Origin of the sequence: Aeromicrobium sp. HA, assembly GCF_027171405.1 — a bacterium.
In the GTDB taxonomy this organism is placed as follows: domain Bacteria; phylum Actinomycetota; class Actinomycetes; order Propionibacteriales; family Nocardioidaceae; genus Aeromicrobium; species Aeromicrobium tamlense.
Genome location: NZ_CP114372.1, coordinates 3,014,302 through 3,038,354, shown reverse-complemented (window position 1 = coordinate 3,038,354; position 24,053 = coordinate 3,014,302). Strand labels below are relative to the sequence as shown.

The 24,053-nt window shown below is 72.3% G+C and carries 24 protein-coding genes; 15 read left to right on the top strand and 9 right to left on the bottom strand.

What is annotated here, in order from left to right; genetic code table 11:
* The first annotated feature begins 4 nt into the window (after nt 1-4).
* Both panD and O3S82_RS15030 read left to right on the top strand, forming a co-directional pair.
* The gene (panD, locus tag O3S82_RS15035; protein ID WP_179422512.1) at nt 5-421 is read left to right on the top strand and encodes an aspartate 1-decarboxylase; all 417 of its coding nucleotides are present in this window, start codon (nt 5-7) and stop codon (nt 419-421) included.
* Between the two features lie 13 nt (nt 422-434).
* Nucleotides 435-1,211, top strand: coding sequence for a type III pantothenate kinase (locus O3S82_RS15030; RefSeq protein ID WP_179422515.1), 777 nt, complete (start codon nt 435-437; stop codon nt 1,209-1,211).
* Nucleotides 1,212-1,313: 102 nt separating this feature from the next.
* On the opposite strand, the gene O3S82_RS15025 is transcribed toward O3S82_RS15030, so the two are convergent.
* A complete protein-coding gene (locus tag O3S82_RS15025) occupies nt 1,314-2,036 on the bottom strand; it encodes a glycerophosphodiester phosphodiesterase (protein WP_269303883.1) in 723 nt (240 codons plus the stop codon).
* A gap of 118 nt (nt 2,037-2,154) precedes the next feature.
* Here O3S82_RS15025 and O3S82_RS15020 point away from each other — a divergent pair, with 118 nt between their 5' ends.
* Both O3S82_RS15020 and lysS read left to right on the top strand, forming a co-directional pair.
* Entirely contained in the window at nt 2,155-2,736 is a 582-nt protein-coding gene (locus O3S82_RS15020; protein ID WP_269303881.1) for a 1-acyl-sn-glycerol-3-phosphate acyltransferase, read from the top strand.
* 87 nt (nt 2,737-2,823) lie between these two features.
* Nucleotides 2,824-4,281, top strand: coding sequence for a lysine--tRNA ligase (lysS, locus tag O3S82_RS15015; RefSeq protein ID WP_179427899.1), 1,458 nt, complete (start codon nt 2,824-2,826; stop codon nt 4,279-4,281).
* On the opposite strand, the gene O3S82_RS15010 is transcribed toward lysS, so the two are convergent.
* Nucleotides 4,282-5,628 (bottom strand): dipeptidase, encoded by a 1,347-nt coding sequence (locus O3S82_RS15010; RefSeq protein ID WP_269303880.1) that lies wholly within the window; start codon nt 5,626-5,628, stop codon nt 4,282-4,284. It abuts the gene before it with no gap.
* Nucleotides 5,629-5,752: 124 nt separating this feature from the next.
* On the opposite strand from O3S82_RS15010, the gene O3S82_RS15005 reads away from it, so the two are divergent.
* The 6 genes from O3S82_RS15005 to O3S82_RS14980 all read left to right on the top strand — a co-directional run bounded on the left by O3S82_RS15005 (nt 5,753) and on the right by O3S82_RS14980 (nt 12,630).
* Nucleotides 5,753-6,778 carry a heme-binding protein gene (locus O3S82_RS15005; RefSeq protein ID WP_269303878.1) on the top strand — a complete coding sequence of 342 codons (1,026 nt, stop codon included), beginning with the start codon at nt 5,753-5,755 and terminating at the stop codon, nt 6,776-6,778.
* 79 nt (nt 6,779-6,857) lie between these two features.
* Nucleotides 6,858-7,457, top strand: a complete 600-nt coding sequence (locus tag O3S82_RS15000) for a hypothetical protein (protein ID WP_269303877.1) — start codon at nt 6,858-6,860, stop codon at nt 7,455-7,457.
* Nucleotides 7,454-8,206 carry a hypothetical protein gene (locus O3S82_RS14995; RefSeq protein ID WP_269303875.1) on the top strand — a complete coding sequence of 251 codons (753 nt, stop codon included), beginning with the start codon at nt 7,454-7,456 and terminating at the stop codon, nt 8,204-8,206. The genes O3S82_RS15000 and O3S82_RS14995 overlap by 4 nt, the downstream gene beginning before the upstream one ends.
* 24 nt (nt 8,207-8,230) lie before the next feature.
* Nucleotides 8,231-9,223, top strand: coding sequence for a HEAT repeat domain-containing protein (locus O3S82_RS14990; protein ID WP_269303874.1), 993 nt, complete (start codon nt 8,231-8,233; stop codon nt 9,221-9,223).
* 159 nt (nt 9,224-9,382) lie between these two features.
* A complete protein-coding gene (locus O3S82_RS14985) occupies nt 9,383-11,884 on the top strand; it encodes an ATP-dependent Clp protease ATP-binding subunit (RefSeq protein ID WP_269303872.1) in 2,502 nt (833 codons plus the stop codon).
* 161 nt (nt 11,885-12,045) lie between these two features.
* Nucleotides 12,046-12,630 (top strand): GrpB family protein, encoded by a 585-nt coding sequence (locus O3S82_RS14980; protein WP_269303870.1) that lies wholly within the window; start codon nt 12,046-12,048, stop codon nt 12,628-12,630.
* A gap of 87 nt (nt 12,631-12,717) precedes the next feature.
* Here the strand turns inward: O3S82_RS14980 and O3S82_RS14975 are convergent, their stop codons facing one another.
* Nucleotides 12,718-13,605, bottom strand: a complete 888-nt coding sequence (locus O3S82_RS14975) for an A/G-specific adenine glycosylase (RefSeq protein ID WP_179422542.1) — start codon at nt 13,603-13,605, stop codon at nt 12,718-12,720.
* Between the two features lie 46 nt (nt 13,606-13,651).
* Between O3S82_RS14975 and O3S82_RS14970 the strand changes: the two genes are divergently transcribed.
* A complete protein-coding gene (locus O3S82_RS14970) occupies nt 13,652-14,398 on the top strand; it encodes a hypothetical protein (protein ID WP_269303868.1) in 747 nt (248 codons plus the stop codon).
* Between the two features lie 3 nt (nt 14,399-14,401).
* On the opposite strand, the gene disA is transcribed toward O3S82_RS14970, so the two are convergent.
* The 4 genes from disA to O3S82_RS14950 are packed head-to-tail and all read right to left on the bottom strand — an operon-like array spanning nt 14,402 to nt 18,324.
* Nucleotides 14,402-15,463 carry a DNA integrity scanning diadenylate cyclase DisA gene (disA, locus tag O3S82_RS14965; RefSeq protein ID WP_179422546.1) on the bottom strand — a complete coding sequence of 354 codons (1,062 nt, stop codon included), beginning with the start codon at nt 15,461-15,463 and terminating at the stop codon, nt 14,402-14,404.
* Nucleotides 15,464-15,503: 40 nt separating this feature from the next.
* Nucleotides 15,504-16,853: a DNA repair protein RadA gene (gene radA, locus O3S82_RS14960; RefSeq protein ID WP_179422548.1), complete on the bottom strand. Its 1,350-nt coding sequence runs from the start codon at nt 16,851-16,853 to the stop codon at nt 15,504-15,506.
* Between the two features lie 49 nt (nt 16,854-16,902).
* The gene (locus tag O3S82_RS14955; protein ID WP_179422550.1) at nt 16,903-17,541 is read right to left on the bottom strand and encodes a VOC family protein; all 639 of its coding nucleotides are present in this window, start codon (nt 17,539-17,541) and stop codon (nt 16,903-16,905) included.
* Nucleotides 17,542-17,583: 42 nt separating this feature from the next.
* On the bottom strand, nt 17,584-18,324 hold the full coding sequence (locus O3S82_RS14950) for a hypothetical protein (protein ID WP_269303863.1): 741 nt from the start codon (nt 18,322-18,324) through the stop codon (nt 17,584-17,586).
* A gap of 46 nt (nt 18,325-18,370) precedes the next feature.
* On the opposite strand from O3S82_RS14950, the gene O3S82_RS14945 reads away from it, so the two are divergent.
* Genes O3S82_RS14945 through O3S82_RS14935 form a run of 3 tightly spaced genes read left to right on the top strand, consistent with a single transcriptional unit; the run spans nt 18,371 to nt 22,087 of the window.
* Nucleotides 18,371-20,356: an SGNH hydrolase domain-containing protein gene (locus O3S82_RS14945; RefSeq protein WP_269303861.1), complete on the top strand. Its 1,986-nt coding sequence runs from the start codon at nt 18,371-18,373 to the stop codon at nt 20,354-20,356.
* 5 nt (nt 20,357-20,361) lie between these two features.
* Nucleotides 20,362-21,273: a Ppx/GppA phosphatase family protein gene (locus tag O3S82_RS14940; protein ID WP_179422556.1), complete on the top strand. Its 912-nt coding sequence runs from the start codon at nt 20,362-20,364 to the stop codon at nt 21,271-21,273.
* A 25-nt stretch (nt 21,274-21,298) separates the two neighbouring features.
* Complete coding sequence (locus tag O3S82_RS14935; RefSeq protein ID WP_331283450.1) at nt 21,299-22,087, top strand: sugar phosphate isomerase/epimerase family protein; 789 nt, start codon at nt 21,299-21,301, stop codon at nt 22,085-22,087.
* A gap of 6 nt (nt 22,088-22,093) precedes the next feature.
* Here the strand turns inward: O3S82_RS14935 and O3S82_RS14930 are convergent, their stop codons facing one another.
* Together O3S82_RS14930 and O3S82_RS14925 are read right to left on the bottom strand one after the other, a co-directional pair.
* Nucleotides 22,094-22,441: a VOC family protein gene (locus O3S82_RS14930; RefSeq protein ID WP_179422558.1), complete on the bottom strand. Its 348-nt coding sequence runs from the start codon at nt 22,439-22,441 to the stop codon at nt 22,094-22,096.
* Entirely contained in the window at nt 22,438-23,388 is a 951-nt protein-coding gene (locus tag O3S82_RS14925; RefSeq protein WP_269303858.1) for a bile acid:sodium symporter family protein, read from the bottom strand. Before O3S82_RS14925 ends, O3S82_RS14930 begins: the two co-directional genes overlap by 4 nt.
* Before the next feature lie 90 nt (nt 23,389-23,478).
* On the opposite strand from O3S82_RS14925, the gene O3S82_RS14920 reads away from it, so the two are divergent.
* Complete coding sequence (locus O3S82_RS14920; RefSeq protein WP_269303856.1) at nt 23,479-24,036, top strand: TIGR00730 family Rossman fold protein; 558 nt, start codon at nt 23,479-23,481, stop codon at nt 24,034-24,036.
* The last annotated feature ends 17 nt before the right edge of the window (nt 24,037-24,053 follow it).

The following is a 24,053-nucleotide window of genomic DNA, read 5'->3' as shown; positions in this document are numbered from 1 at the left end:
CCCCATGCTGCGCACCATGATGAAGTCCAAGATCCACCGCGCCACCGTGACGCAGGCCGACCTGCACTACGTCGGCTCGGTCACCGTCGACGAGGACCTGCTCGACGCGTCCGACATCCTGCCGGGCGAGCTCGTGCACATCGTCGACGTCACCAACGGCGCCCGCCTGGAGACCTACACGATCGCCGGGCCCCGCGGCTCGGGCGTCATCGGCATCAACGGCGCTGCCGCGCACCTCGTGCACCCCGGCGACATCGTCATCCTCATCGCCTACGCGCAGGTCGAGGACGCCGAGGCCCGCGAGCTGCAGCCGAGCGTCGTGTTCGTCGACGCCGACAACTCGATCGTCACGCTGGGCCACGACGCCGCCGACGTCCCGGCCGACTCGGGCCTCAAGCGCGGAGACCTGGTGACCGTATGAGCGAGCGACGGGCATGACCCTGCTGGCGATCGACGCGGGCAACGCCGACACGAGCATCGGCCTGTTCGACGGCGACGAGCTGATCGCCGACTTCGTCGTCGCCTCCGACGAGCGCCGCACGTCCGACGAGTGGTTCCTCGTGGTGGAGGGCTTCCTGCGTCGCGCGAACCTGCCCGAGGTGGACGAGATCGCCATGTGCTGCACCGTCCCGGCACTGATGGTGGCGTTGAGGCGCACCTATCTGCGCTACTACGGCGACGTGCCGGCGTGGGTCGTCGGGCCGGGCGTGAAGACCGGCGTGCCGATCCACACCGACAACCCGCGCGAGGTCGGGACCGACCGCATCGTCAACGCACTGGCGGCCAAGGAGCTGTACGGCGGCCCGGCGATCGTCGTCGACCTCACGGGCACGGCCACGGTGATCGACGCGATCGACGCGCAGGGTCGCTACCTCGGCGGCTCGATCGCGCCCGGCGTCGAGGTCTCGCTGGATGCGATCGTGCGCCGCAGCGCCCAGCTGCGCAGCGTCGAGATCACGACGCCGCGGGACGTCATCGGCAAGAACACGGTCGAGGCGCTGCAGTCGGGCATCGTGTTCGGCTTCGCGGGCCTCATCGACGCGATCGTCGAGCGGATGATCGACTCGCTCGGTGAGGAGCCCGAGGACGTCTCGGTCATCGCCACCGGCAGCCACGCCGCGGTCGTGCTCACCGAGTGCGAGACGATCACCGCCCGCGACCCGAAGCTCACGCTGCAGGGCCTGCGCCTCGTGGCCGCGAAGAATCGCTGAGCCCCACGCCCTCTTCTCCACTTCTGGAACGCGTTGCACCGTTCTCGACGTGAAATGGGTGCAACGCGCTCCAGAAGTGGAGCGGGGTGCCGGGCGGGCGAGTCAGACGAGCGCCGGGCGGGCGGCGGAGACGTCGTTCGTGGTGACCGAGTCGACCCCGAGGGCGCCGAGGCGCTCGACCTGCTGCGGGTCGTCCACGGTCCACGCCGTCAGGGTGCCGCCGGACTGGTGCACGCGCTCGACGAGCGCGCGGTCCACGCGGCGGGCGCTGACGTGGAACTCGTCGAAGCGCTCGAGGTCCTCGCGGCTCGGGCGGCTCCGGGTCACCAGGCCCACGGCATGGTGCACCGGCAGCGCGGCCTCGCAGATCGCACGGTCGAAGCTCATCAGCGTGGCGCGGCTGTGGCTGCCGAGCTCGTCGAGCACGGCGCGCACGTAGGAGCGCGGGTCCACCGGAGCGGGCTTCAGCTCGACGACGAGCCGCGCGTCGGTGCCGCGCAGCGCGTGCACGACGTCGCGCAGGGTGGGCACGGGCGTCCCGGCGAAGGTCGGCGACTTCCAGCTGCCGGCGTCGAGCTCGGCCAGCTCGGCCAGGGTGAACCGCTGGACCGACAGGCCCACCTTGGCGGTGCGCACGTGGCGCAGGTTCGTGGTGCGCAGCGGCGAGCGGTCGTGCATCAGCACGATCGAGCCGTCGGCCGTGGGCTGCACGTCGATCTCGAGGGCGTCGGCCCCCAGGCGCACCGCTTCGCGCAGTGCGGGGATGGTGTTCTCGGGGTGCGTCGCGCTCTGCCCCCGGTGGGCGGTGATCCGCGGTGCTGTCATGGCTCCACGCTGCCCGCCGCACCTGACCGTGAGGTGAACGCAGCCTGTGGATCGGCCGAACTTCCGCCGACGTGCGTCCGGGACCGCGGGTGGAGTCGTGCCGCGCTAGCCTCCGGGGATGAGGATCTTGCGCCTGGTCGCCGACGTGTACTGGTTCTTCAGCCGATGGACGTTCCGGTCGGAGCCCGCGCCGCAGCACTCGGGCATCCTGCTCGCGGCGCCCCACACCTCGAACTGGGACTTCGTCCTCATGCTGGGCGTCGCCTGGCGCGCCGGCTTCCGCCCGAAGTTCCTCGGCAAGAAGGAGCTCTTCCGCGGCCCGGCGGGCCCGATCATGCGCGCGCTCGGTGGCGTGGCCGTCGACCGCAAGAACCCGGCCGGACTCGTCGACGACCTCGTGAAGCAGGCCCGCTCGGGCGAGACCTTCCAGCTGGTCATCACGCCCGAGGGCACCCGCGGGAACGTGCCGCGCTGGAAGTCGGGCTTCTACCGCCTGGCCCGCGAGGCCGACCTGCCCGTCACGCTCGCGTACTGTGACCGCACCACCATGACGACCGGCATCGGCCCGACGATCCACCTCACGGGCGACGTGAAGGCCGACATGGACGTGATGCGCGCCTTCTTCGCCGACAAGGCCGGGGTGCGTCCCGAGCGTCGCGTGGAGCCCTACCTGGCCGAGGAGGGCCGCGCGGCCGAGTGACCGTGTCGGCCGCCCTCGAGCCGCCGACTAGACTCGTGCCTCGTGACCGAGACGCCTGAACTTCCCGAGGACGACCTGCCCGAGCAGATGCGGGTGCGCCGGGAGAAGCGCCAGCGCCTGCTGGACTCCGGCGTCGATCCGTACCCGCTGCTCGTCGAGCGCACGCACACGATCCGTGAGGTCGTCGAGGCCCACGACCCCGAGCAGCTCGGCGCCGACGCGCACACCGGCCAGGTCGTGTCGATCGCCGGCCGCGTCATCTTCCTGCGCAACACCGGCAAGCTGTGCTTCGTCCGGCTGCGCGAGGGCGACGGCTCCGAGATCCAGGCGATGCTGTCGCTGGCCGAGGTGGGCGAGGAGTCGCTCGCCGACTTCAAGGCGCTCGTCGACCTGGGCGACCACCTCGTCGTCACGGGCGAGGTCATCACCAGCCGTCGCGGCGAGCTCTCGGTCATGGCCACCCGCTGGCAGATCGCGGCCAAGACGCTCCGTCCCCTGCCCATCGAGCACAAGCCGCTCTCGGACGAGGCCCGCACCCGCATGCGCTACCTCGACCTGATCGTCCGCGAGGACGCGCGCCAGAACGTGCGCGTGAAGGCCTCCGTGCTGAAGTCGCTGCGCGCCACGCTCGATCGTCACGGCTACATCGAGGTCGAGACGCCGGTCCTGCAGCACACCAACGGCGGCGCCGCGGCCCGCCCGTTCCACACGCACCTCAACGCGTTCGACGAGCCGGTGCTGCTGCGCATCGCCCTCGAGCTGCACCTCAAGCGTGGCCTGGTGGGCGGCATCGACAAGGTCTACGAGATCGGCAAGACCTTCCGCAACGAGGGCGTCGACAACACCCACAACCCCGAGTTCATGATGCTCGAGGCGTACGAGGCGTACGGCTCCTACGACACGATGGCCGAGCTGGTCCGCGACCTCGTCGTCGACGCCGCGCGCGCGGTGGGCAAGACCGTGGTCCCGGGCCGTGACGGCACCGAGATCGACCTCGAGGCCCCGTGGCGCCGCGCCACGATCCACGAGCTGGTGGCCGAGGCCACGGGCGCCGCGATCGACGTGCACACGCCCGAGGCGAAGGTCCGCGAGGTCGCGCGCGACCACGGCGTCGCCCTGCAGGACGGCTGGGGCGCGGGCGAGGTCGTGCTCGAGCTCTTCGAGAAGCTCGTCGAGCACACGCTGATCCAGCCCACGTTCGTGTGCGACTACCCCGAGGCCGTGCGCCCGCTGGCGAAGAAGCACCGCACCACGCCGGGCCTGGTCGAGGCGTGGGACCTCATCATCAACGGCGTCGAGCTGGCGCCGGCGTACTCCGAGCTCAACGACCCGGTGATCCAGCGCGAGCGGCTCGAGGAGCAGGCGCGTCTTGCGGCGGCCGGCGACCCCGAGGCGATGGACGTCGACGAGGACTTCCTGCGCGCGCTCGAGTTCGGCATGCCGCCCGCCGGCGGCATCGGCCTGGGCGTCGACCGCCTCGTCATGCTGCTCCAGGGCATCGGCATCCGGGAGGCCATCCTCTTCCCGGTGCAGCGCCGCGAGTAGTCAGTCGCGGGCCAGGTTCCGCAGCAGGAAGGCCTCGGCGAGGACCACGCGCTCGAACTCCGCGAGGTGCAGGCCCTCGTTGGCGCCGTGCGCGCGGGTGTCGGGGTCCTCGACGCCCGTCACCAGCACGCTGGCCTGCGGGAACGTCTCGAGGAACTCGGCGATGAACGGGATCGAGCCGCCGATGCCCATGTCCACGGGCGCGGTGCCGTCCCAGGCCTCGGTGAAGGCGGCGCGGGCCGCGTCGTAGGCGGGTCCGGTGGCGTCGATCGAGGTCGCCTCGCCGGTGTCCACCGCGGTGAAGCCGAGCTCGGCGCCCCACGGCACGTGCTGCTCGCAGTGACGACGCAGGCACTCCAGCGCGTTCTCGGCGGTGTCGCCGGGCGCGATCCGCAGCGAGACCTTGGCCCGGGCGGAGGGGACGAGGGTGTTGCTCGCGCCGTCCACGGCGGGCGCGTCGAGACCCGTGATCGACAGCGCGGGCCTGGTCCAGAGGCGCTCCACCACGGCGCCCGTGCCGATCCACTCGACGCCGGGGTTCGCGCCGGACTCGGCGCGCAGCCGCTCCTCGGGGTACTCGACGTCGGCGGCGGGGCCGTGGTGCAGGCCCTCGATCACGAGGTCGCCCGCGTCGTCGTGGAACGAGGCGATCAGCCGACTCAGGGTGATCAGGGCGTCGGGCACGAGCCCGCCCCACATGCCCGAGTGCACGGCGTGGGTCAGGGTGCGGACCTCGATGTCCGCGCGGACGAGGCCACGCAGGCTCGTGGTGAGGGCGGGCACGCCGATGTCCCAGTTGGCCGAGTCGGCGATGACGATGACGTCGGCCGCGAGCCGGTCGCGGTGCCGGCGCAGCAGCTCGGGCAGGGTGTCCGAGCCGACCTCCTCCTCGCCCTCGACGAACAGGGTGACGCTGACGGGCAGGTCGTCGCCGAAGACGCGCACGGCGCCGAGGTGCGCGGCGATGCCGGCCTTGTCGTCGGCCGCGCCGCGGGCGTAGAGCCGCCCGTCGCGCTCGGTCGGCTCGAACGGCGGCGAGTCCCACTCCGCGTGGTCGTTCTCGGGCTGCACGTCGTGGTGGGCGTAGAGCAGCACGGTGGGAGCGCCGGCCGGTCCGGCCTTGTGGGCGATGACGGCCGGGGCGCCGCCGTCCTCGCGTGCGCTGACGATGTCCACGCTGCCGAAGTCCTCGGCACGCAGCAGCTCCGCGACCGCCTCGGCGCTGCGGCGCACGTCGTCCGCCCGCGCCGGGTCGGCGCTCACCGAGGGGATGCGGACGAGGTCCTCGAGGTCCCGGCGGATCCCGGGGAGGAGCTGCTGGACCCTGGCGCGGATGTCGGCACTCATGGACCCAACCTAGGACGCGATCGGGTATCAGGTGCTCCGGGGCGGACCTCGTCAACGACGTCAGTCCGCCGGCACGCGCTCGGGGCGTCGGCGGCGGAGCTCTTCCACACCCCGGGGGTCCCCCATGAGAACCAAGACCGAACAGCTGGAGGCCCTGCGCGGCCGCTTCCGCACCGTCGAGCAGGCCGTGCCCGGCGACGAGGACCTCGGTCCGTTCAAGCTCCTGCCCGGCACCTGGTCCAACGAGCCCGACCTCGCGGGCCGGGGCTGGAACATGATCGCGCTGCCCTTCGGCCCGCCGCAGGGTGCGACGTTCCGGCCGCCGTACCGGCTGCTGATGAACCAGTACAACGAGAAGCTGACGTTCAGCCTCGTCGACAAGGCGGTGCCGAACCGCGGCATCGCCCCGGCGGCGGCTGGGCTCACGCCGAACGCCGACCAGCTGCTCGTCGCGCTCGACTACGAGCAGGGCATCAAGCAGATCGTCTCCGACGACTTCCCGTCGACGAGCCTGACCGGCGCGCCGGACACTGCGATCCACCACGAGCCGGGTCTCTTCCTGAGCATGACCGACCCGCTCGACGAGGACGTCGTGGACATCGCCCGGCTCGCCACGATCCCGCACGGCGACTCGGTGCTGGGCCTGGGCGTCGCGACGGTATCGGACGGTCCGCCGACGATCCCGGGCATCAACGCCCTGCCGCTGGGCGTCAACCAGGACGTCGACGCCAACCCGTACCTGCAGCCCTACAAGCACTTCCGCGACGCGCCGTTCCGCGGGCTGTTCAACCCCGTGGACTCGACCGCGCTGCTCAAGGCGGCGAACGAGGGCGTCGACATCGTGCGCACCACCCGGCTCGAGTTCGACAGCACCGTCGCCACCGGCGGCATCTCGAACATCCCGTTCATCGTGCGCCAGGCCAACGCCTCGGAGATGAAGTCGACCTTCTGGATCCAGGAGGTCCGCAACGCGGACGGCGGCATCGACCTGCGGCTGCAGTACGCCCAGGTCGTGCAGCTGGACTTCTTCGACCGCTTCGACGGCGGCCCGGGCCGCATCAAGTGGCCGCACGTCAGCATCAACACGCTCGCGAAGGTCGAGGACCCGCCGGCCCCCGGCCCCGGCGGCTACGACGTCATGCCGAGCTGAGCGCGTCCGGTGCCGGGTATCAGTCCCGGCACCGGGCGCCTCCCCGCCAGCACCCCCACCTCCCGACAGGACCACCGAGATGACCGACATCCGCTTCGAAGGCGACATCATCCACTTGGAGGGGCTCGTCGTGCGCGCCACGGCGAACGACCTCATCCTCGACGCGGCCGCGCGCCGCCGGACCAACACGCCATTCCGGCGGGCCCTCGTCCACGACTTCGACGACGGCCTGACCCTCAACTGGGACCACGACTACCCCGGCGGCGTCAGCGTCAACGCGTGCAAGCAGATCTCCGGCTTCAACAACCGGGACTGGCTGATCGTGCGCAGCCGCATCCACCAGCAGTTCGGCACCGACTTCATGCTCGACGGCGGCGCGGACCGTCGCGGGCGGATCTTCGGCTCGCTGCGGCGCAACCCGTTCCGGCGCGCGCTCGTCCACGGCTTCGGGGACACCCTGGTGCTGAACTGGGACCGCGACTACACCGGCGGCGTGGTCGTCAACGGGCGCGTGACGATGCCCGACGGCGCCGTCGTCGCCGGCCAGGACGTCGCGGCGACGCTGACGTCCCTGCAGGGCCAGGTGACCGCGCTGACGACCGAGCTCACCGCCGCCACCGCCGCGATCGCCGACCTCACGGCCCGCGTCACTGCGCTCGAGTCCGAGGTCACGCCATGAGCGTCCGCTCGGTGCGCCAGGCGATGAGTGCGATGGGCCTCGGCGGCACGGGCGACCTCTCGGTGATGCGCGACGTGCTCGGGTTCTGGCGCGGCACGCCGCCGCCCGACCCGGCCACGGGAACTCCGGTCCAGGTCACCCTGGGCGAGGCGTTCACCGCCCTGGAGCGCAAGCACGTCCACCTCAACCTGATCGAGGTCGGCTTCGACGCCGCGTCGGTCACCCTGTCGGAGGCGGACGAGCGCGTGGACTACGCCGTGCACCGGATCCGCCGCATCTACGCCGACGCCTCGCTCGGCCTCGGGCGCGTGCAGTACTTCTGGATCGACGTGCCCGCGGCCGACGGCTACGAGGACATCGGCAGCGAGTCCGAGGCCGACGACCTGTCCGACGACTGGGGCGTCCCGAACGACGGGATCGACATGTTCCTGGTCGCCAACATCAGCGACGACTTCGTCGGCATCTCGCCGGTGCCCGGCGACTGCGGCAAGGGAGGCAAGTCCGACGGTCTCGTCGGCGGCGAGGTCGGCCGCGCGGCGGAGGGCTTCTCGCGCACCGCCGCCCACGAGCTCGGCCACTTCCTCGACCTCTCCCACAACCACGGGGACGCCTGCCCGACGGCCACGTCGGCGCGGGAGAACCTCATGGCCCAGACGCGCTGCGCGGTGAGCGCCCGCAGCTCGGTCCTGCTGACGTCGGGCCAGGGCAGCACCGTGCGCGGCCGCTGCCAGACCCGCGCGGGCCAGTGAGCCCCGCTCCCGAAAGGACGCATCATGCCTGACCTCACTCCCTGGGACCAGCGCGGCGACGACGAGCTCGTCGAGCTGGCCCACCGCTCTCGCGGCGACATCGCGAAGGAGTCCCTGGCCGCCCTGGCCCGACGCGGCTCCGAGCGCGCCACCCCGGTGGCCGTCGAGCTGCTCACCGCCCATGCCGAGCCGCGGGTGCGTTCGCTCGCGGCCGTGACCTTGGGACGCCGGCGCGACCCCGAGGTCCCCGAGGCCCTCACGCGGGCGCTCGCCGACACCGATCCGACGGTCGTGCGCCGGGCTGCCCAGTCGCTGGCGCGGGTCGGCGACGAGTCGGCGCTGCCCGACCTCGCGCGGTCGCAGCCGCCGCTCGCGACGCCCGCCGGGCGCGCTGTCCTGACCGCACGGATGCTCATCGGCTACCGCGCCCACCGGCCCGAGGTGCTGGTCCCGGCCACCGCCGAGGTCACCGACTTCGGCCGCCGTCGCGGCGAGGAGATCACGTTCGGCGGGCGGGCCAAGGTGTCCCGCGCGACCGTGCTGGAGGCCGTCCGCGCCGAGGTGCCGGCGCTCGGGTTCCGGCCGAGCGACCTGCTGACGTTCACCTGCTCGGGCGCCGCCGGCGCCGTGGCCCTGGCCGATGAGGTCGGCGAGGCCGACCTGTCGGTGCCGCAGATGCTCGGCGTGATGGTGCGCGAGCGCGTGTGCTCGGAGCGTTACTCGCTGGACTGCTACGTGCTCAGCGACGACCGCGACGCGACGGGCGGCACCCGGCCGTGGCTGTGGCTCGTTCGGCCGAGCGGCCGTGTCGTCCACGTGGGCCGCGCCGAACTCGACGACGGGCGTGCCCGCTTCGAGGTCACCGGCTCGGTCGCGCCGTACGCCAACCCCGTGAAGGTGGTCGGCGAGCGCTCCGCGTCGGGCGGGCTCAGCATCGAGACCGCGCTCGTCGGCAAGCCGGCGGCCTCGGCGGCCCATGCGGCGGCACCTCCGGCCCGGGACTCGCTCATGCGCTGAGCCGCCGCGGGAACGCCGCACTCCCGGCCCGATTCCGCCGACAGCGAACAGTGGAAGCCCGACGGGTGCATGACGGTTGAGTTAAGCAACTGGACACGGCGAGGCGGGTCACCCAGACCCGTCTATGCTGAAAAGACCAGTCCAGCAGAGGGGACCGACATGTTCGAAAGATTCACCGACCGGGCCCGACGAGTCGTGGTGCTCGCGCAGGAAGAAGCGCGCATGCTCAGCCACAACTACATCGGCACCGAGCACATCCTGCTGGGCCTCATCCACGAGGGTGAGGGCGTTGCCGCAAAGGCACTGGAAAGCCTTGACATCTCGCTCGAAGCCGTCCGCGGCCAGGTCGAGGACATCATCGGTCAGGGCCAGCAGGCACCCAGCGGGCACATCCCGTTCACTCCGCGCGCCAAGAAGGTGCTCGAGCTGAGCCTGCGCGAGGCGCTGCAGCTGGGCCACACCTACATCGGCACCGAGCACATCCTGCTCGGCCTGATCCGCGAGGGCGAGGGCGTCGCCGCCCAGGTCCTGGTGAAGCTGGGCGCCGATCTCAACCGCGTCCGCCAGCAGGTCATCCAGCTGGTCAGCGGCTTCCAGGGCAAGGAGTCCGAGGCCACCGGCTCGGCCCCCGAGGCCCCCGCCGCCTCCAGCGCCGTGCTCGACCAGTTCGGCCGCAACCTGACGCAGGCCGCCCGCGAGGGCAAGCTCGACCCGGTCATCGGCCGGGACGACGAGGCCGAGCGCGTCATGCAGACGCTGAGCCGTCGCACCAAGAACAACCCTGTCCTCGTGGGCGAGCCCGGCGTCGGCAAGACCGCCGTCGTCGAGTCCCTGGCGCAGGACATCGTGCGCGGCGACGTGCCCGAGACGCTCAAGGACAAGCAGATCTACACGCTTGACCTCGGCGCCCTCGTGGCCGGCTCGCGCTACCGCGGTGACTTCGAGGAGCGCCTCAAGAAGGTGCTCAAGGAGATCCGCACGCGCGGCGACATCATCTTGTTCATCGACGAGATCCACACCCTGGTGGGTGCGGGTGCCGCCGAGGGCGCGATCGACGCCGCCAGCATCCTCAAGCCGATGCTGGCCCGCGGCGAGCTGCAGACCATCGGCGCCACGACGCTCGACGAGTACCGCAAGCACTTCGAGAAGGACGCGGCCCTCAACCGCCGCTTCCAGCCGGTGCTGGTCAACGAGCCGTCCGTCGTCGACTCCATCGAGATCCTCAAGGGGCTGCGTGATCGCTACGAGGCCCACCACCGGGTCTCGATCACCGACGACGCGCTCGTCGCGGCGGCCACCATGGCCGACCGCTACGTGAGCGACCGGTTCCTGCCGGACAAGGCGATCGACCTGATCGACGAGGCCGGTGCGCGCCTGCGCATCCGTCGCGCCGCCGCTCCGCCGGAGTTCAAGGAGTTCGACGAGCAGATCGCCGACGTTCGCCGCCGCAAGGAGAGCGCGATCGACGCCCAGGACTTCGAGCTCGCCGCCAGCCTGCGCGACGAGGAGAAGAAGCTCATCGCCGCCAAGCACGAGCGTGAGCGCGCCTGGAAGTCCGGCGACCTCGACCAGGTCGCGGTCGTCGACGAGCACCTCATCGCCGAGGTCTTGGCCAAGGCGACCGGCATCCCGGTCGGCCAACTCAGCGAGGAGGAGTCCAGCCGACTCCTGCACATGGAGGAGGAGCTGCACAAGCGCGTCATCGGTCAGGACGAGGCCATCAAGGCCCTGTCCCGGGCGATCCGCCGCACGCGTGCCGGCCTGAAGGACCCCCGCCGTCCCGGTGGATCGTTCATCTTCGCCGGCCCCTCGGGCGTCGGCAAGACGTGGCTGTCCAAGGCGCTGGCGAACTTCCTCTTCGGCGACGACGAGGCGCTGATCCAGCTCGACATGAGCGAGTTCAGCGAGAAGCACACGGTGTCGCGCCTGTTCGGCTCGCCTCCGGGCTACGTCGGCTACGAAGAGGGCGGCCAGCTCACCGAGAAGGTGCGCCGCAAGCCGTTCAGCGTGGTCCTGTTCGACGAGATCGAGAAGGCCCACCCGGACATCTTCAACTCGCTCCTGCAGATCCTCGAGGAGGGTCACCTCACCGACGGTCAGGGTCGCGTCGTCAACTTCAAGAACGCCGTGATCATCATGACCACCAACCTCGGTGCGCGTGAGATCTCCAAGGGCGTCAACCTGGGCTTCGCCCAGGCCGGAGACGCGGTCGGCACGTACGAGCGGATGAAGGAGCGCGTCTCGACGGAGCTCAAGCAGCACTTCCGTCCCGAGTTCCTCAACCGTGTCGACGAGGTCATCGTGTTCCCGCCGCTGACGCAGGACGAGATCCTGCAGATGGTCGACATGATGATCGGCTCGCTCGAGCAGCGCCTCGGCGAGAAGGACATCGACATCGAGCTCACGTCCGCGGCCAAGGAGCAGCTCGCCAAGGTCGGGTTCGACCCGGTCCTGGGCGCGCGTCCGCTGCGTCGCACCGTGCAGCGCGAGGTCGAGGACGCCCTGGCCGAGAAGCTCCTCTACGGGGATCTCCACGCCGGTCAGATCGTCCTGGTCGACTTCGTGGACGGTGAGTTCACCTTCACCGGCACGTCGAAGGCCGACCTCGAGCTGCCCGAGGTCCCGCCGGCCGTCGAGGCCGGCGCGAGCTCCGACGACTGAGCACCGCCTGAACGAAGGGCCCGGGTCACCTGACCCGGGCCCTTCGTCGTGCGCGGGGATGGAAGTTTCCCCGGTTAACCGGGGAAACTGTCACTTCACGAGGTTCGCGAACCTCGCGAAGTGACAGAAAACCTCGTGAAGTGAGCGGCTACGGTCGGTGGGTGGACCGCGAGAGGCTGCTGGACTTCAGCGAGGCGCCGGCGCCGGCCGGGGCGAGTCCGTGGGTCGAGGGGTTCGGGCCCGGGACCGACCTGACGATCGCCGAGCCGGATCCGCGGTGGGCGAGCGACTTCGAGGCGCTGCGTGCGCAGATCGCCGGGGCGCTCGGTCCGTCGGTGGTGGTGGAGCACGTCGGCTCGACCTCGGTGCCGGGGCTGCCCGCGAAGCCGATCGTGGACGTCGACGTCATCGTCCCCGACCCCGACGACGAGGCGGCGTACGTGCCTGCGCTCGAGGCCGTCGGTCTGGTGCTGGCGGTACGGGAGCCGTGGTGGCAGGGGCACCGACTGCTGCGGTGCGCGGACCCCCGGGCCAACGTGCACGTGTTCGGGCCGGAGGCGACCGAGCCCGTCCGGCACCGCATCTTCCGTGACTGGCTGCGCACCCATCCCGACGACCGCGACCGCTACGCCGCCGCGAAGCTGGCCGCCTCCGCCGGCGGTGGGCACGTCATGGAGTACAACGCCCGCAAGCAGGACGTGCTGCGCGAGATCCTCGTCCGCGCCATCGAGGCCTCCGCCCCGTAGCTGCGGCCTCCGGTCGACCGCCGACGCCGAGTGGCGCCACTCGCGGAGGGGCAGGCGGGCGGGCCGGGGCAGGCGGGCGGGGCGGGGTCAGCCGGGGAGGGTGAGGCGGCCGTCGGGGGTGAGGTCGAGGAGCCCGTCGTCGAGGAGGGAGTCGAGGCAGCGCTCGCGCTGGGCGGCGTCCGACCAGGAGGCGGCGACGACCTCGGGTGCCACCGGACCGTCGGCGTCGCGGACCACGGCCATCAGGGCGCCGCGGCACTGGCGGTCGGTGCCGTGCCAGGCCTGGCCGCGTCGCGGCGGTCCGTCGTGCTCGGGGTAGCCGGCCGCGCGCCAGCGACACAGGTCGGCGACCGGGCAGGCCTCGCAGCGGGGCGAGCGCGCGGTGCACACCAGCGCGCCGAGCTCCATCGTCGCCGCGGCCCAGGCGGCCGCCCGGTCCTCGTCGTCGGGCAGCAGCGAGGTCGCGAGGTCGCGCTCGGCCCGCCGCACCGTGGGCGCCGGGTACTGCACGCCCTCGACCACCCGGGCGAACACCCGCCGCACGTTCGTGTCGAGGACGACCGCCCGCCGCCCGTACGCGAACGAGGCGATCGCGGCCGCCGTGTAGTCGCCGACGCCCGGCAGGGTCAGCAGCTCTTCATACGTGCTCGGCACCTCGCCGCCGTGGTCGGCGACGATCGCGGTGGCCGCGGCGTGCAGGCGCAGCGCGCGCCGCGGGTACCCCAAGCGACCCCAGGCGCGCACCGCCTCGCCCGAGGGCTCGGCCGCGAGATCCGCCGGGGTCGGCCAGCGCTCCATCCACGCCTCGAACACCGGCAGCACCCGCACGACGGGCGTCTGCTGGAGCATGAGCTCGGAGACCATGACGCGCCACGGCGCCGGGTCGTCGCGCCACGGCAGGCTCCGTCGATGGACGCCGAACCAGTCGATGATGCGCTCGTGCAGCTCGCGGGGCGGGGGAGTGGTGGCAGGCATGGCGCGTCGATCCTTTCACGCCGGGACGGACGGATAACGTGGTGCGGTGAGCAACAGGCCGGTCGGACGCGACGTCTTCTGGCGTCGTCGGCTCCTCGTGCTGGCAGCCCTGCTCGCGCTCGCCTGGGGCGTGGTGAAGGTCGTCGAGCTGATGGGCGACGACGAGCCGAAGCCGGCCGCCGCCACGCAGCCCACGCCCACCCCGACCACTCCCAGCAGCCCGCCCACCACCGCGCCGCCCGCCGACCAGGTCTCCGTCGCGATCGAGACCGATGCGGCCCTGTGCGAGCCCGACAACGTGCGCATCGTCCCCTCCGTGCCGACCGGTCAGTTCGCCGGCGGTCCGGTCCGGATGGACCTCATGCTGACCGCGCTCGACGGCGCCGCCTGCACCTTCCGCCCCAGCGCGAGCGAGCTGCTCGCCGTGGTCGACACCGAGCGCGCGCCCATCTACGACTCCTCGGTCTGCCGGGCAGCGTTCTTCGACGAGGCCGTCGCGATCCCGGCCGGCTGGAGCACGGTCACGTCGGTCGAGTGGACCGGCCGCGGTTCCGGCGCGGGCTGCGGCACCAGCGAGGGCTTCGCGCCCCCGGGCACCTACACGCTCAAGATCGGCACGTACGGCGGCGAGCCCGGCGAGGTCACGTTCAAGCTCGCGCGGCGCGCTCCCGAGACGCCCGAGACACCCGAGACCAAGGCCACCACCCAACCCACGACGGCGCCCACGAAGAAGCCGGCGTCGCAGCCGACACCGGCGCGGCCGACCGCCAGCTCGACCGCCGGCAACGACTGAGCGTCAGACGTAGCGCTCGAGGATGCTGGACTCGGCGAGGCGCGAGAGGCCGTCGCGGACGCCGCGGGCGCGCAGGTCGCCCACGCCCTCCACGGCCTGCAGGTCGTCGAGGCTGGCGCCCAGCAGGCGCTGGAGCGTGCCGAAGTGCGTGATGAGGCGCTCCACCACCGAGCCGGGCAGGCGCGGGATGCGCGCCAGCAGCCGGTAGCCGTGCGGCGACACCGAGGCATCGAGCGAGTTGCCGTCGCCGATGTGCAGCGCCGAGGCGACGATGCCGAGGTCGAGGACCTCCTGGGACTCCAGCTCGGCCAGCGCGTCGAGAACCTTCGCGGCCTGCTCGTCCGAGCCCGGCGGCAGGTAGTCGCGGACCACGAGCGTGCGCTCGGCGTCGACGCCGCCCACGAGCTCGTTCAGCTGGAGCGAGAGCAAACGGCCGTCGGAGCCGAGCTCGAGCACGTACATCTCGATCTCGTCGGAGATGCGGCGCACCATCTCGAGGCGCTGGGCGACGGCGGTGACGTCGCGGACGGTGACGAGGTCCTCGACCTCGAGGGCCGACAGCGCGTCGGAGACCTCGTCGAGGCGCGTGCGGTAGCGCTCGAGTGTCTGGAGCGCCTGGTTCGCCCGGCTGACGACGACGGTGGGCTCCTCCAGCACGTAGCGCTGGTCGTCCTGGTAGAGCGCGATCGTGTGCATCGACGCCGAGACCGAGATGACCGGGACGCCGGTCTGGCGGGCCACGCGCTCGGCGGTGCGGTGGCGGGTGCCGGACTCGGTGGTCGGGATCGACGGGTCGGGCATGAGGTGGACGGCGGCGCGCATGATCCGGGTGGCCGAGGAGTCGAGGATGATCGCGCCGTCCATCTTCGCCAGCTCGCGGACGCCGGTGGCGGTGAACGGGACGTCAAGGGCGAAGCCGCCCGTGGAGATCGAGTCGACCACGCGGTCCTGACCGATCACGATCAGGGCGCCGGTGCGCCCTCGCATGATGCGCTCCAGACCCTCACGCAGCGCCGTTCCGGGCGCGACGGAGCTCAGGGTCGCCCGCAGGTCGGAAGCCGGCACGACGTCTCTCGCTCTCGCTCACGTAGTGGTCGGCCTCATCCTAGGGCAGCGCCCGGAGCGCAGCGGCGAGATCTCCGGTTCGCAGCACCTTCAGGCCGACGCGGTCGAGGCTCTCGGTGCCGGTGGGGACGATCGCGTGGGTGAAGCCGATGCGCGCGGCCTCGCGCAGGCGGGCCTCGAGCCCGCGTACGGGCCGGACCTCGCCGGCCAGTCCGACCTCGCCGATCGCGACGAGTCCGCCGGGCAGCGGCGAGCCCCCGGCGGCCGAGATCACGGCCAGCGCGACCGCGAGGTCGACGGCCGGCTCGTGCAGTCGGGCACCGCCGACCGAGGCGGTGTAGACGTCCTGGTTGCCCAGCGAGACGCCCGTCTTGCTCAGCACCGCGAGCAGCATCGAGACGCGCGAGGAGTCCAGGCCGCTGGACGAGCGCCGCGGCGACGGCGTGGTGGCCGCGACCGTGAGCGCCTGCACCTCGGCCAGCAGCGGCCGGCGGCCCTCCATCGTGACGGTGACGCACGTGCCCGCGACCGGCGACTCGTGGCGGGACACGAACAGGCCTGTGGGGTCGGGCACCTCGACGATGCCGGCGTCGACGAGGTCGAAGCAGCCGATCTCGTCGACCGGGCCGAAGCGGTTCTTGGTGGCGCGCAGCAGGCGCAGCCGGCTGGTGCGGTCGCCCTCGAACTGCAGCACGACGTCGACGAGGTGCTCGAGCACGCGCGGTCCGGCGACCGATCCGTCCTTCGTGACGTGGCCGACCAGCAGCGTGGCGATGCCCTCGGCCTTCGCGCGGCCGATGACCGTGGCGGCGACCTCGCGCACCTGGGTGACGCCGCCGGGCACGCCGTCGACCGACGCCGACCCGATGGTCTGGACCGAGTCGACGATCAGCAGGCTGGGCTTGACCGCGTCGATGTGCGTGAGCAGACCGCCGAGGTCGGTCTCGGCGGCGAGGAACAGCTCGTCGGCCAAGGCCCCCGTGCGCTCGGCCCGCAGGCGCACCTGGGCCGCGGACTCCTCGCCCGAGACGTAGAGGGTGCGGCGCCCGGCGCGCGCCCAGCGGGCCGCGACCTCGAGCAGCAGCGTGGACTTGCCGACGCCCGGCTCGCCCGCCATCAGCATGACCGCGCCGGGGACGACGCCACCGCCGAGCACGCGGTCGAGCTCGGGGATGCCCGAGCCCATCGCGGCCGCCTCGGTGGCGGTGACCTCGGCGATCGGGACGGCGGGGCTGGAGACCGGTCCGGCGCTGGTGCGGCCGGTGCGCGAGCTGCCGCCGGCGACGTCGACCGTGCCCCACGCATGGCACTCACCACAGCGGCCGACCCACTTCGCGGTGGTCCAGCCGCACTCGGAGCAGGCGAAGGCGGACGCGGTCTTGGGCGGCATGGAAGACAGCGTAGGAGGGGCCACCGACAAGCCGGCGACCCCGCGGCGATCAGACCCGGACGATGCCGTTCGGGGTGTCGAACTCGGCGGCGAGGATGCCCGGCGCGCCGTTCGGGGCGACCCAGCGGACCTCGATCTGCTCGAGCGCGCCGACGGCGGGCTCGCCGAGCCAGTCGGCCAGCCGCTCGGGGCTGCCGGCGATCTCCAGGGCCGTCAGCGTGACCTCGGACTCCGCCATCTGCGAGGGGTGCTCGTCCTCGGGGATGTCCCACGAGATGACGAACGGCAGCTGCGGATCGGCGCGCATGCCGTGGACGCCGATCTGCTTCCACGTGAGGTTGAGGCCGTCGGGACGGTGACGGTTGCCCGGCACGGCGTGACGGCCGATGCGGTGCTCCACCGGGGTGATGTCCTCGACCGAGACGCACCAGCCGAGCCAGCCGCCGCCGAGCTCGGAGCGGGCGCGCACGGCCTGGCCGAACGGAGCCTTGTCCGACGCGGGGTGCTCGAGCGCCTCGACGACCTCCAGGTACTGGTGGTTCCTCAGCGGCAGGATCATGTTGTTGGTGCCGAAGCGGGGGTGGATGCCACCCGCCTGGAACACGGCGCCGAACTTCTCGCTCAGCTCGGTCGTGGTCGCGATGAGGCCCGCGGGTCCGACGGCGAACGACAGGTGATCGAGGTGCATACGGCATTGTTGCCCGTCACGTGATCGCCGTCTCAGTCAGGGTCACCTTGGGTCGGCGGGGTGCGGCACCGGGCGACCCGCGGCGACGAAGCGCTCACAGTGACCCACCAGCTCGGCGTAGCCGGCCTCGCCCATGAGTGCCGTCAGCTCGGCGCGGCTGCCGAGGTAGACGGGCTCGGGCGCGACGTGCGCCTCGGTGTTCGACGAGCAGTACCAGTCGAGATCGGCACCACCCGGGCCCCAGCCCGTGCGGGTGTACTCGCCGATGCTGACCTCGGTGTAGTGCGAGCCGTCGCCGGGGTCGACCTCGCGGAACTCGCGGCGCAGCGGCAGCTGCCAGCACACGTCGGGCTTCGTGGTGTGCGGCTCGAGCCCCGTGGCGAGGGCGTGGGCGTGCAGGGCGCAGCCGTAGCCGCCGGGGAAGTCGCGCGAGTTGTGGAAGATGCAGGCGCCGTCCGCGACCCGCGTCTTGAGCTCGCCGTCGGCGTCGCGCTCGGTCCAGCCCTCGGCGCGGCCGAGGTCGTGCAGCTCCCACTCGGTGGGGTCGAGCTGCTCGACGAACCCGGCGACGCGGGCGTGGTCGTCCTCGTCGCTGAAGTGCGCGCCCAGGGTGCAGCAGCCCGAGTCGGGCGCGGAGGCGTAGATGCCCGCGCACCCCGCGCCGAAGATGCAGGTCCAGCGCGACGTGAGCCACGTGAGGTCGCAGCGGAAGACCTCGGTGGCGTCGTCGGGGTTCGCGAACTCCACGAACGAGCGGGGGAATCCCAGGTCGACCTCGGGCACGGAGTCAGGGTAGGTCACGTGGACCGGCCACGTAGGGTTGACGAACGTGACCGGGGGACGACTCACCACCGCGTGGTGCACGATCGCGGCCGCCGCGGCGGCCCTCTTCGTGCTCGGCGTGTACTGGCCCGGACGCCTTCCCGGGGCCGACGTCGCGGTCGAGGTCCTCCTGGTCGTGGCCGGCGCGCTGTTCGCCCAGGTCCTGCTCGTCGAGCGCGACCGTCCCCTCGCCAACGTGATCGGCACCGGCCTGCGGCTCCTCGTGTCGCCCCTGCTCGTGCTCGTCGCCACCGGCCTGGCCGTGCAGCGCTGGATGGACGTCCGTGACTGGGCGCCGCTCCTGCACGACGTCCGCGACGCCGCGCTCGCACTCACCAACGTGCGCACCGTCGCCGCCGACTCGCCCGTGGCCACCTTCTGGCTCGTCTCGCTGCTCGTGCAGTCCGCCGTCGTCGTGCTGGTCCTGCGCCTCGTCGCCGACCGGCTCGCCAGCGGGCTGAGCCTCATCGTCCTGGTCCTGTCCGCCGCCTCCTTCGTCTGGTGGGCGTTCGACCCGGCGCTGCACCTCGGCGCCCGGTTCTGGCCCGTGGGCCTCGGCGTCCTCGTGGCGCTCGCCCTGTCGCGGGCGGGCGACGCGGCGCTCGGGCGCCCGATGGCGCTCATCGCGTGGGGCACGGGGCTCGGCGTCGGAGCGGTCGCCGTGCTCGTGTCCGGAGACCTCCTGCTGACCGTGGTCGGCGCCATGGCCGGCGTCCTCCTGGCCGCGTCGGGACCCGCTCACGGTTCGCCCGCCACGTGGCTCGGCCCGCGGCTGTCCGGCTGGCTCGCCGCGATCGCCTGGGCCGGCCTCTGCTGGGCCGGCCCCGCCCTGCGATTCGCCCCCGAGATCGCCGGCCGTGAGATCGGGCTGCGCGACCGCGCGGAGCTCCTCCTGCTCGTCGGCCTGGCCGCGGTCGTCACGGTGGCGCTCGTCGCGGGCCTGCGCGCACTCGTCGACCACGGAGGCCTGTGGGTCACGGTCGCCGCCGCCGCGGTGCTGGCGGCGTTCCTCGTCACGGTGCCCGGGACGGACCGGGTCGAGGCCATCGAGAGCGACGTCTCGCGGGTCGAGGCGCTCATGACCGCCGACGAGCCGGACTGCTTCGGCGCGATGACGATGGCGGCCCTGACCGACGGGGAGTCGTGCGCGAACCCTGACCTGGACGGCGTGATCCGGCCCGACGTCAGCCGCGCCGGTCGGGACTTCGTGGCCTACCTCGAGTGCTGGTCCGATCCGGGCGACGCCAACCTCAACATCTGCGACCTGGCCCCCGGCGCGAAGCCGGCCGAGGACGCCCCGAAGATCCTCGTGCTGGGCGACTCGCATGCCCGCGTGCTGTTCGGCGCCTTCCGACGTCTCGCGGAGCAGGGCGTCGTCTCGGTGGACGCCGCGGCGAAGGCCAGCTGTGGCTGGAGCACCCTGCCGGTCGTCGACCGCAAGGACACCCAGCGTGGTCCGCTGTGCGACGAGTGGCGCGGCAAGCTCGCCGACTGGCTGGACGAGCACGCGACCGACTACGACGTCGTCGTGACCACCTCGTACAACGGCCGCATGAAGGGCCCGAAGGGCCGCCAGGTGGCCAGCCACGTCGAGGCGTGGGAGCCCGTCACGCGCGCCGGCGTGCCGATCGTGGCGCTGCGCGACAACCCGCGGATGCCGGACGACACCGTCGACTGCCTCGCCGCCCTCGGCTCCACGGACTGGTCGCAGTGCGACGTCCCGCTCGACGACGTCGTGCCCGAGTTCGACCCGTTCGGCCCCGCGGCCGAGCAGGTCGACGGCGCCCACTTCGTCGACACCGAGCCGCTGTTCTGCCACGACGACGTGTGCCCCGCGGTGATCGGCGGGGTCAACGTCTACCGCGACTACAACCACGTCTCGGCGTCCTACGCGGCCACGCTCGCGCCCGTGCTCTACCGCGAGATCGCGCGCACCGGAGTGTTCGAGCCGCCGCGCTCGCCTGCGCAGCCCGCCGCAGCGATGTCACACTGAGGCCCATGCGCATCGGCGTCCTCGACATCGGTTCCAACACCGGGCACCTGCTCATCGTCGACGCGTTCCGTGGCGGACCGCCGATCCCGGCCCACTCGTTCAGCGAGCCACTGCGCCTCGCCGAGAACCTCGACGCCGGCGGCCATCTCACGGCAGAAGGCACCGACCGACTCGTGAAGTACGTGACCGAGGCCGCCTCGCAGGCCGAGGACAAGGGCGCCGAGCGCGTGCTGGCGTTCGCGACCTCCGCCGTGCGCGACGCGGGCAACGCCGACGAGGTGATCGCGCGGGTCGCCGAGGCCAGTGGGACGCAGCTGCAGATCCTGCCCGGCGAGGACGAGGCGCGGCTGACCTTCCTGGCGGTGCGCCGCTGGTTCGGCTGGTCGTCGGGCCGCCTCGGCGTGTTCGACATCGGCGGCGGCTCGCTCGAGCTGGCCGTCGGCGCCGACGAGGAGCCCGAGACCGCCACGTCGCTGCCGCTGGGCGCCGGCCGGCTCACCCGCGAGTGGCTCGACCGCGGGATGGACCACGACGACCTGCGCCGCGAGGTGCGCCGGGAGATCGGCGCCGTCGCCGGCCCGCTGCTGCGCGGCGGTCCCTTCGACCGCGCCGTGGCCACCAGCAAGACCTTCCGCTCGCTGGCGCGCATGTGCGGCGCCGCGCCGTCGGGGGAGGGGCCCTACGTCCGGCGCACGCTCAAGCACCGCGATCTCGTGAGCCTGGGCCAGGAGCTGCGGGTCGCCACCGATGAGCAGATCGCCGCGATGCCGGGCGTCTCGGCGATGCGCGCGCACCAGATGCGCGCGGGTGCCGTGGTCGCCGAGGCCACCATGGAGCTGTTCGGCGTCGACGAGCTCCAGATCTGCCCGTGGGCCCTGCGCGAGGGCGTGCTGATCGAGTACCTGGACCACCTGTGACCAGTGCCGCCCTAGTCTGGAAGGCGTGAGTGTGAGCCAGCCGAGGGTCTCGCTGTCGACGTCGTCGGTCTATCCCGACGGCACGGCGGCGGGCTTCGCGACCGCGGCGCGCCTGGGCTACGACGGTGTCGAGGTCATGGTGGGCCTCGACGAGGTCAGTGCCGACACCACCGCGATCAAGGCGCTGGCCCAGGCGCACGACATCCCGGTCGTCTCGATCCACGCGCCGTGCCTGCTGGTGACGCAGCGCGTGTGGGGCACCGACCCATGGGGCAAGATCCACCGCAGCGCCGAGATGGCGCTCGACGTGGGCGCCGACACCGTGGTCGTGCACCCGCCGTTCCGGTGGCAGCGCGAGTACGCGCGCGGCTTCGTCGAGGGCATCGCCCGGCTCGAGGACGAGTACGACGTGGCCTTCGCCGTGGAGAACATGTATCCGTGGCGCTCGGGCAAGCGCGAGTTCCAGGCCTACGCGCCCGGCTGGGACCCGGTGCCGTTCGAGTACGAGAACGTCACGGTGGACTTCTCGCACAGCGCCACCTCGCGGATCGACTCGATGCAGCTGATCGACGACCTCGGCGACCGGCTGCGGCACATCCACCTCGCCGACGGGTCGGGCTCGATCAAGGACGAGCACCTCATCCCGGGCCGCGGCACGCAGGGCTGCGACCGCCTGCTGGGCCACCTCGCCGACCGCGGCTTCACGGGCCACGTCGTGGTGGAGGTCAACACCCGCAAGTCGGACGACCGCGATGCGGACCTGCTGGAGGCACTGGCGTACGCACGCCTGCACCTCGCGCCGACGCCGGTCTGAGCCGGCTCAGGACCGCTGCGCGACGCAGAACTCGTTACCGGCGGGATCGGTCAGCGTGACCCACCGGAAGCTCGCGTCGCCGCGCTCGGCCACGAGCCCCGCGCCGGCCTCGCGCAGCCGCGCGACCTCGGCATCGAGGTCGTCCGCGAGAACGTCGAGGTGCAGCCGGTTCTTGCCCGGCGTGGGGTCCTCGACCTTCTGGAACGCCAGCGTGGGGCTGTCGGGGACCGAGACGATGACGTACCAGCCGTCGTTCTCCTCGGTGATGGTGCCGCCGGTCTGCTCGGCCCACCAGGTGGCCAACGCCAGGGCGTCGGTCGTGTCGCACGTGATCATCGCGGGTGTGACAGTCATGGCTGCACGCTACGACCGTGCCCCGACAGTCTGGTGGCGACGATCGAGCCGACCACGAGCTGGAGCTGGTGGTAGACCATCAGCGGCAGGATCATGAGCGGGAACGTGGTGGCCGAGAACAGCACGCTGGCCATCGGCAGGCCCGCGGCGAGCGACTTGTTCGTGCCGCAGAAGTAGATCGCCACCTGCGCCCCGCGGCCGAACCGGCGCCCCGCCAGCCAGCACACGAGCGACGAGACGGCGAGCAGGCCCGCGCAGACCCCGGCGACGACGGCGCCGTCGCCCCAGTCCAGGACGTCCCACACGTCGGCGTTCGTGCCGCGGCTGAAGCCGGCGTAGACCACCAGCAGCACGGTGGACCGGTCGAAGCGGCGCAGTCCCACGTCGTGCCGCACGAGCCACGGTCGCAGCCAGCGCCGCGCCACCTGGCCCGCGAGGAACGGCAGCAGGAGCAGGCCGACGATGCGCAGGATCGCCTCCGCGTCCACCGTGACGTCGCCACCGAGGAGCAGGGCCACCAGCAGGGGCGTGAGGAACACGCCGAGCAGGCTGGAGGTCGAGGCCGCGACGACGGCGATCGCGCGGTCGCCGCCGGCGATCGACGTGAACGCCACCGACGACTGGACGGTCGAGGGGACCAGGCACAGGAACACGAGCGCGGTCAGCAGCTGCTGCGAGATCACCGAGGGCGCCAGCGGCGACAGCGCCAGGCCCAGCAGCGGGAAGACGACGAACGTGACCGCGACGATCAGGACGTGGACCCGCCACGCGGTCAGCCCGTGCACGACCTCGGCCGTCGACAGCCGCGCGCCGTAGAGGAAGAACAGCGCGACGATGCCGACCTGCACGAGCACGTTGACGACCTCGAGCACCTCGCCCTGCGCCGGCAGCACGATCCCGAGGCCGGCCAGGCCGAGGATCATCACGACGAAGGGGTCGATGCGCACCGGGCCACGATAGGCGCAGGCGGCGCGCCGTCATCGCGCGGTTGCCGGGCCGTCGCCGGGCGTTCGCCCCAGACTGGCACCGTGAGTGCCATGAGCGAGACCAGCATCGACGCCGTCTGCGTGTTCTGCGGCGCCCGCGACGGGGCCCGGCCCGAGTACCTCCGGGCCGCCGAGCAGCTCGGCACCGCCCTGGCCCGCGCGGGCGTGGACCTGGTGTTCGGCGGCGGCGGCATCGGCATCATGGGCGCGGCCTCCCGCGCCGCCCGCGAGCACGGCGGCCGCGTCGTCGGGGTCATCCCGCAGTCGCTGCTGGAGCGCGAGGGCGGCCGTACCGAGGACCCGGACATGCACGTCGTGGAGACGATGCACGAGCGCAAGGCCCTCATGCACGAGCTCTCCGACGCGTTCGTCGTCCTGCCCGGCGGGCTCGGAACCTACGAGGAGTTCTTCGAGATCCTCACGTGGCGCCAGCTCGGCTTCCACGACAAGCCGATCGTCGTGGTCGACACCGAGGGCTACTACGGCCCGCTGCGCGAGATCGTGTCGCACGGCGCGGCCGAGGGCTTCATCGGTCCGCGCGACGAGGAGCTGTTCACGATCGTGCAGTCCGTGGACGAGGCCCTCGCGGTCCTCGGCATCGACGCCTGAGAGACGCCCGTCACGCC

What these genes read in the sequence shown, in the direction of transcription:
- panD (WP_179422512.1), top strand. Translation starts at nt 5, where the DNA reads ATGCTGCGCACCATGATGAAGTCCAAGATCCACCGCGCCACCGTGACG.
- O3S82_RS15030 (WP_179422515.1), top strand. Translation starts at nt 435, where the DNA reads ATGACCCTGCTGGCGATCGACGCGGGCAACGCCGACACGAGCATCGGC.
- O3S82_RS15025 (WP_269303883.1), bottom strand. Translation starts at nt 2,036, where the DNA reads ATGACAGCACCGCGGATCACCGCCCACCGGGGGCAGAGCGCGACGCAC.
- O3S82_RS15020 (WP_269303881.1), top strand. Translation starts at nt 2,155, where the DNA reads ATGAGGATCTTGCGCCTGGTCGCCGACGTGTACTGGTTCTTCAGCCGA.
- lysS (WP_179427899.1), top strand. Translation starts at nt 2,824, where the DNA reads ATGCGGGTGCGCCGGGAGAAGCGCCAGCGCCTGCTGGACTCCGGCGTC.
- O3S82_RS15010 (WP_269303880.1), bottom strand. Translation starts at nt 5,628, where the DNA reads ATGAGTGCCGACATCCGCGCCAGGGTCCAGCAGCTCCTCCCCGGGATC.
- O3S82_RS15005 (WP_269303878.1), top strand. Translation starts at nt 5,753, where the DNA reads ATGAGAACCAAGACCGAACAGCTGGAGGCCCTGCGCGGCCGCTTCCGC.
- O3S82_RS15000 (WP_269303877.1), top strand. Translation starts at nt 6,858, where the DNA reads ATGACCGACATCCGCTTCGAAGGCGACATCATCCACTTGGAGGGGCTC.
- O3S82_RS14995 (WP_269303875.1), top strand. Translation starts at nt 7,454, where the DNA reads ATGAGCGTCCGCTCGGTGCGCCAGGCGATGAGTGCGATGGGCCTCGGC.
- O3S82_RS14990 (WP_269303874.1), top strand. Translation starts at nt 8,231, where the DNA reads ATGCCTGACCTCACTCCCTGGGACCAGCGCGGCGACGACGAGCTCGTC.
- O3S82_RS14985 (WP_269303872.1), top strand. Translation starts at nt 9,383, where the DNA reads ATGTTCGAAAGATTCACCGACCGGGCCCGACGAGTCGTGGTGCTCGCG.
- O3S82_RS14975 (WP_179422542.1), bottom strand. Translation starts at nt 13,605, where the DNA reads ATGCCTGCCACCACTCCCCCGCCCCGCGAGCTGCACGAGCGCATCATC.
- radA (WP_179422548.1), bottom strand. Translation starts at nt 16,853, where the DNA reads ATGCCGCCCAAGACCGCGTCCGCCTTCGCCTGCTCCGAGTGCGGCTGG.
- O3S82_RS14955 (WP_179422550.1), bottom strand. Translation starts at nt 17,541, where the DNA reads ATGCACCTCGATCACCTGTCGTTCGCCGTCGGACCCGCGGGCCTCATC.
- O3S82_RS14940 (WP_179422556.1), top strand. Translation starts at nt 20,362, where the DNA reads ATGCGCATCGGCGTCCTCGACATCGGTTCCAACACCGGGCACCTGCTC.
- O3S82_RS14930 (WP_179422558.1), bottom strand. Translation starts at nt 22,441, where the DNA reads ATGACTGTCACACCCGCGATGATCACGTGCGACACGACCGACGCCCTG.
- O3S82_RS14920 (WP_269303856.1), top strand. Translation starts at nt 23,479, where the DNA reads ATGAGCGAGACCAGCATCGACGCCGTCTGCGTGTTCTGCGGCGCCCGC.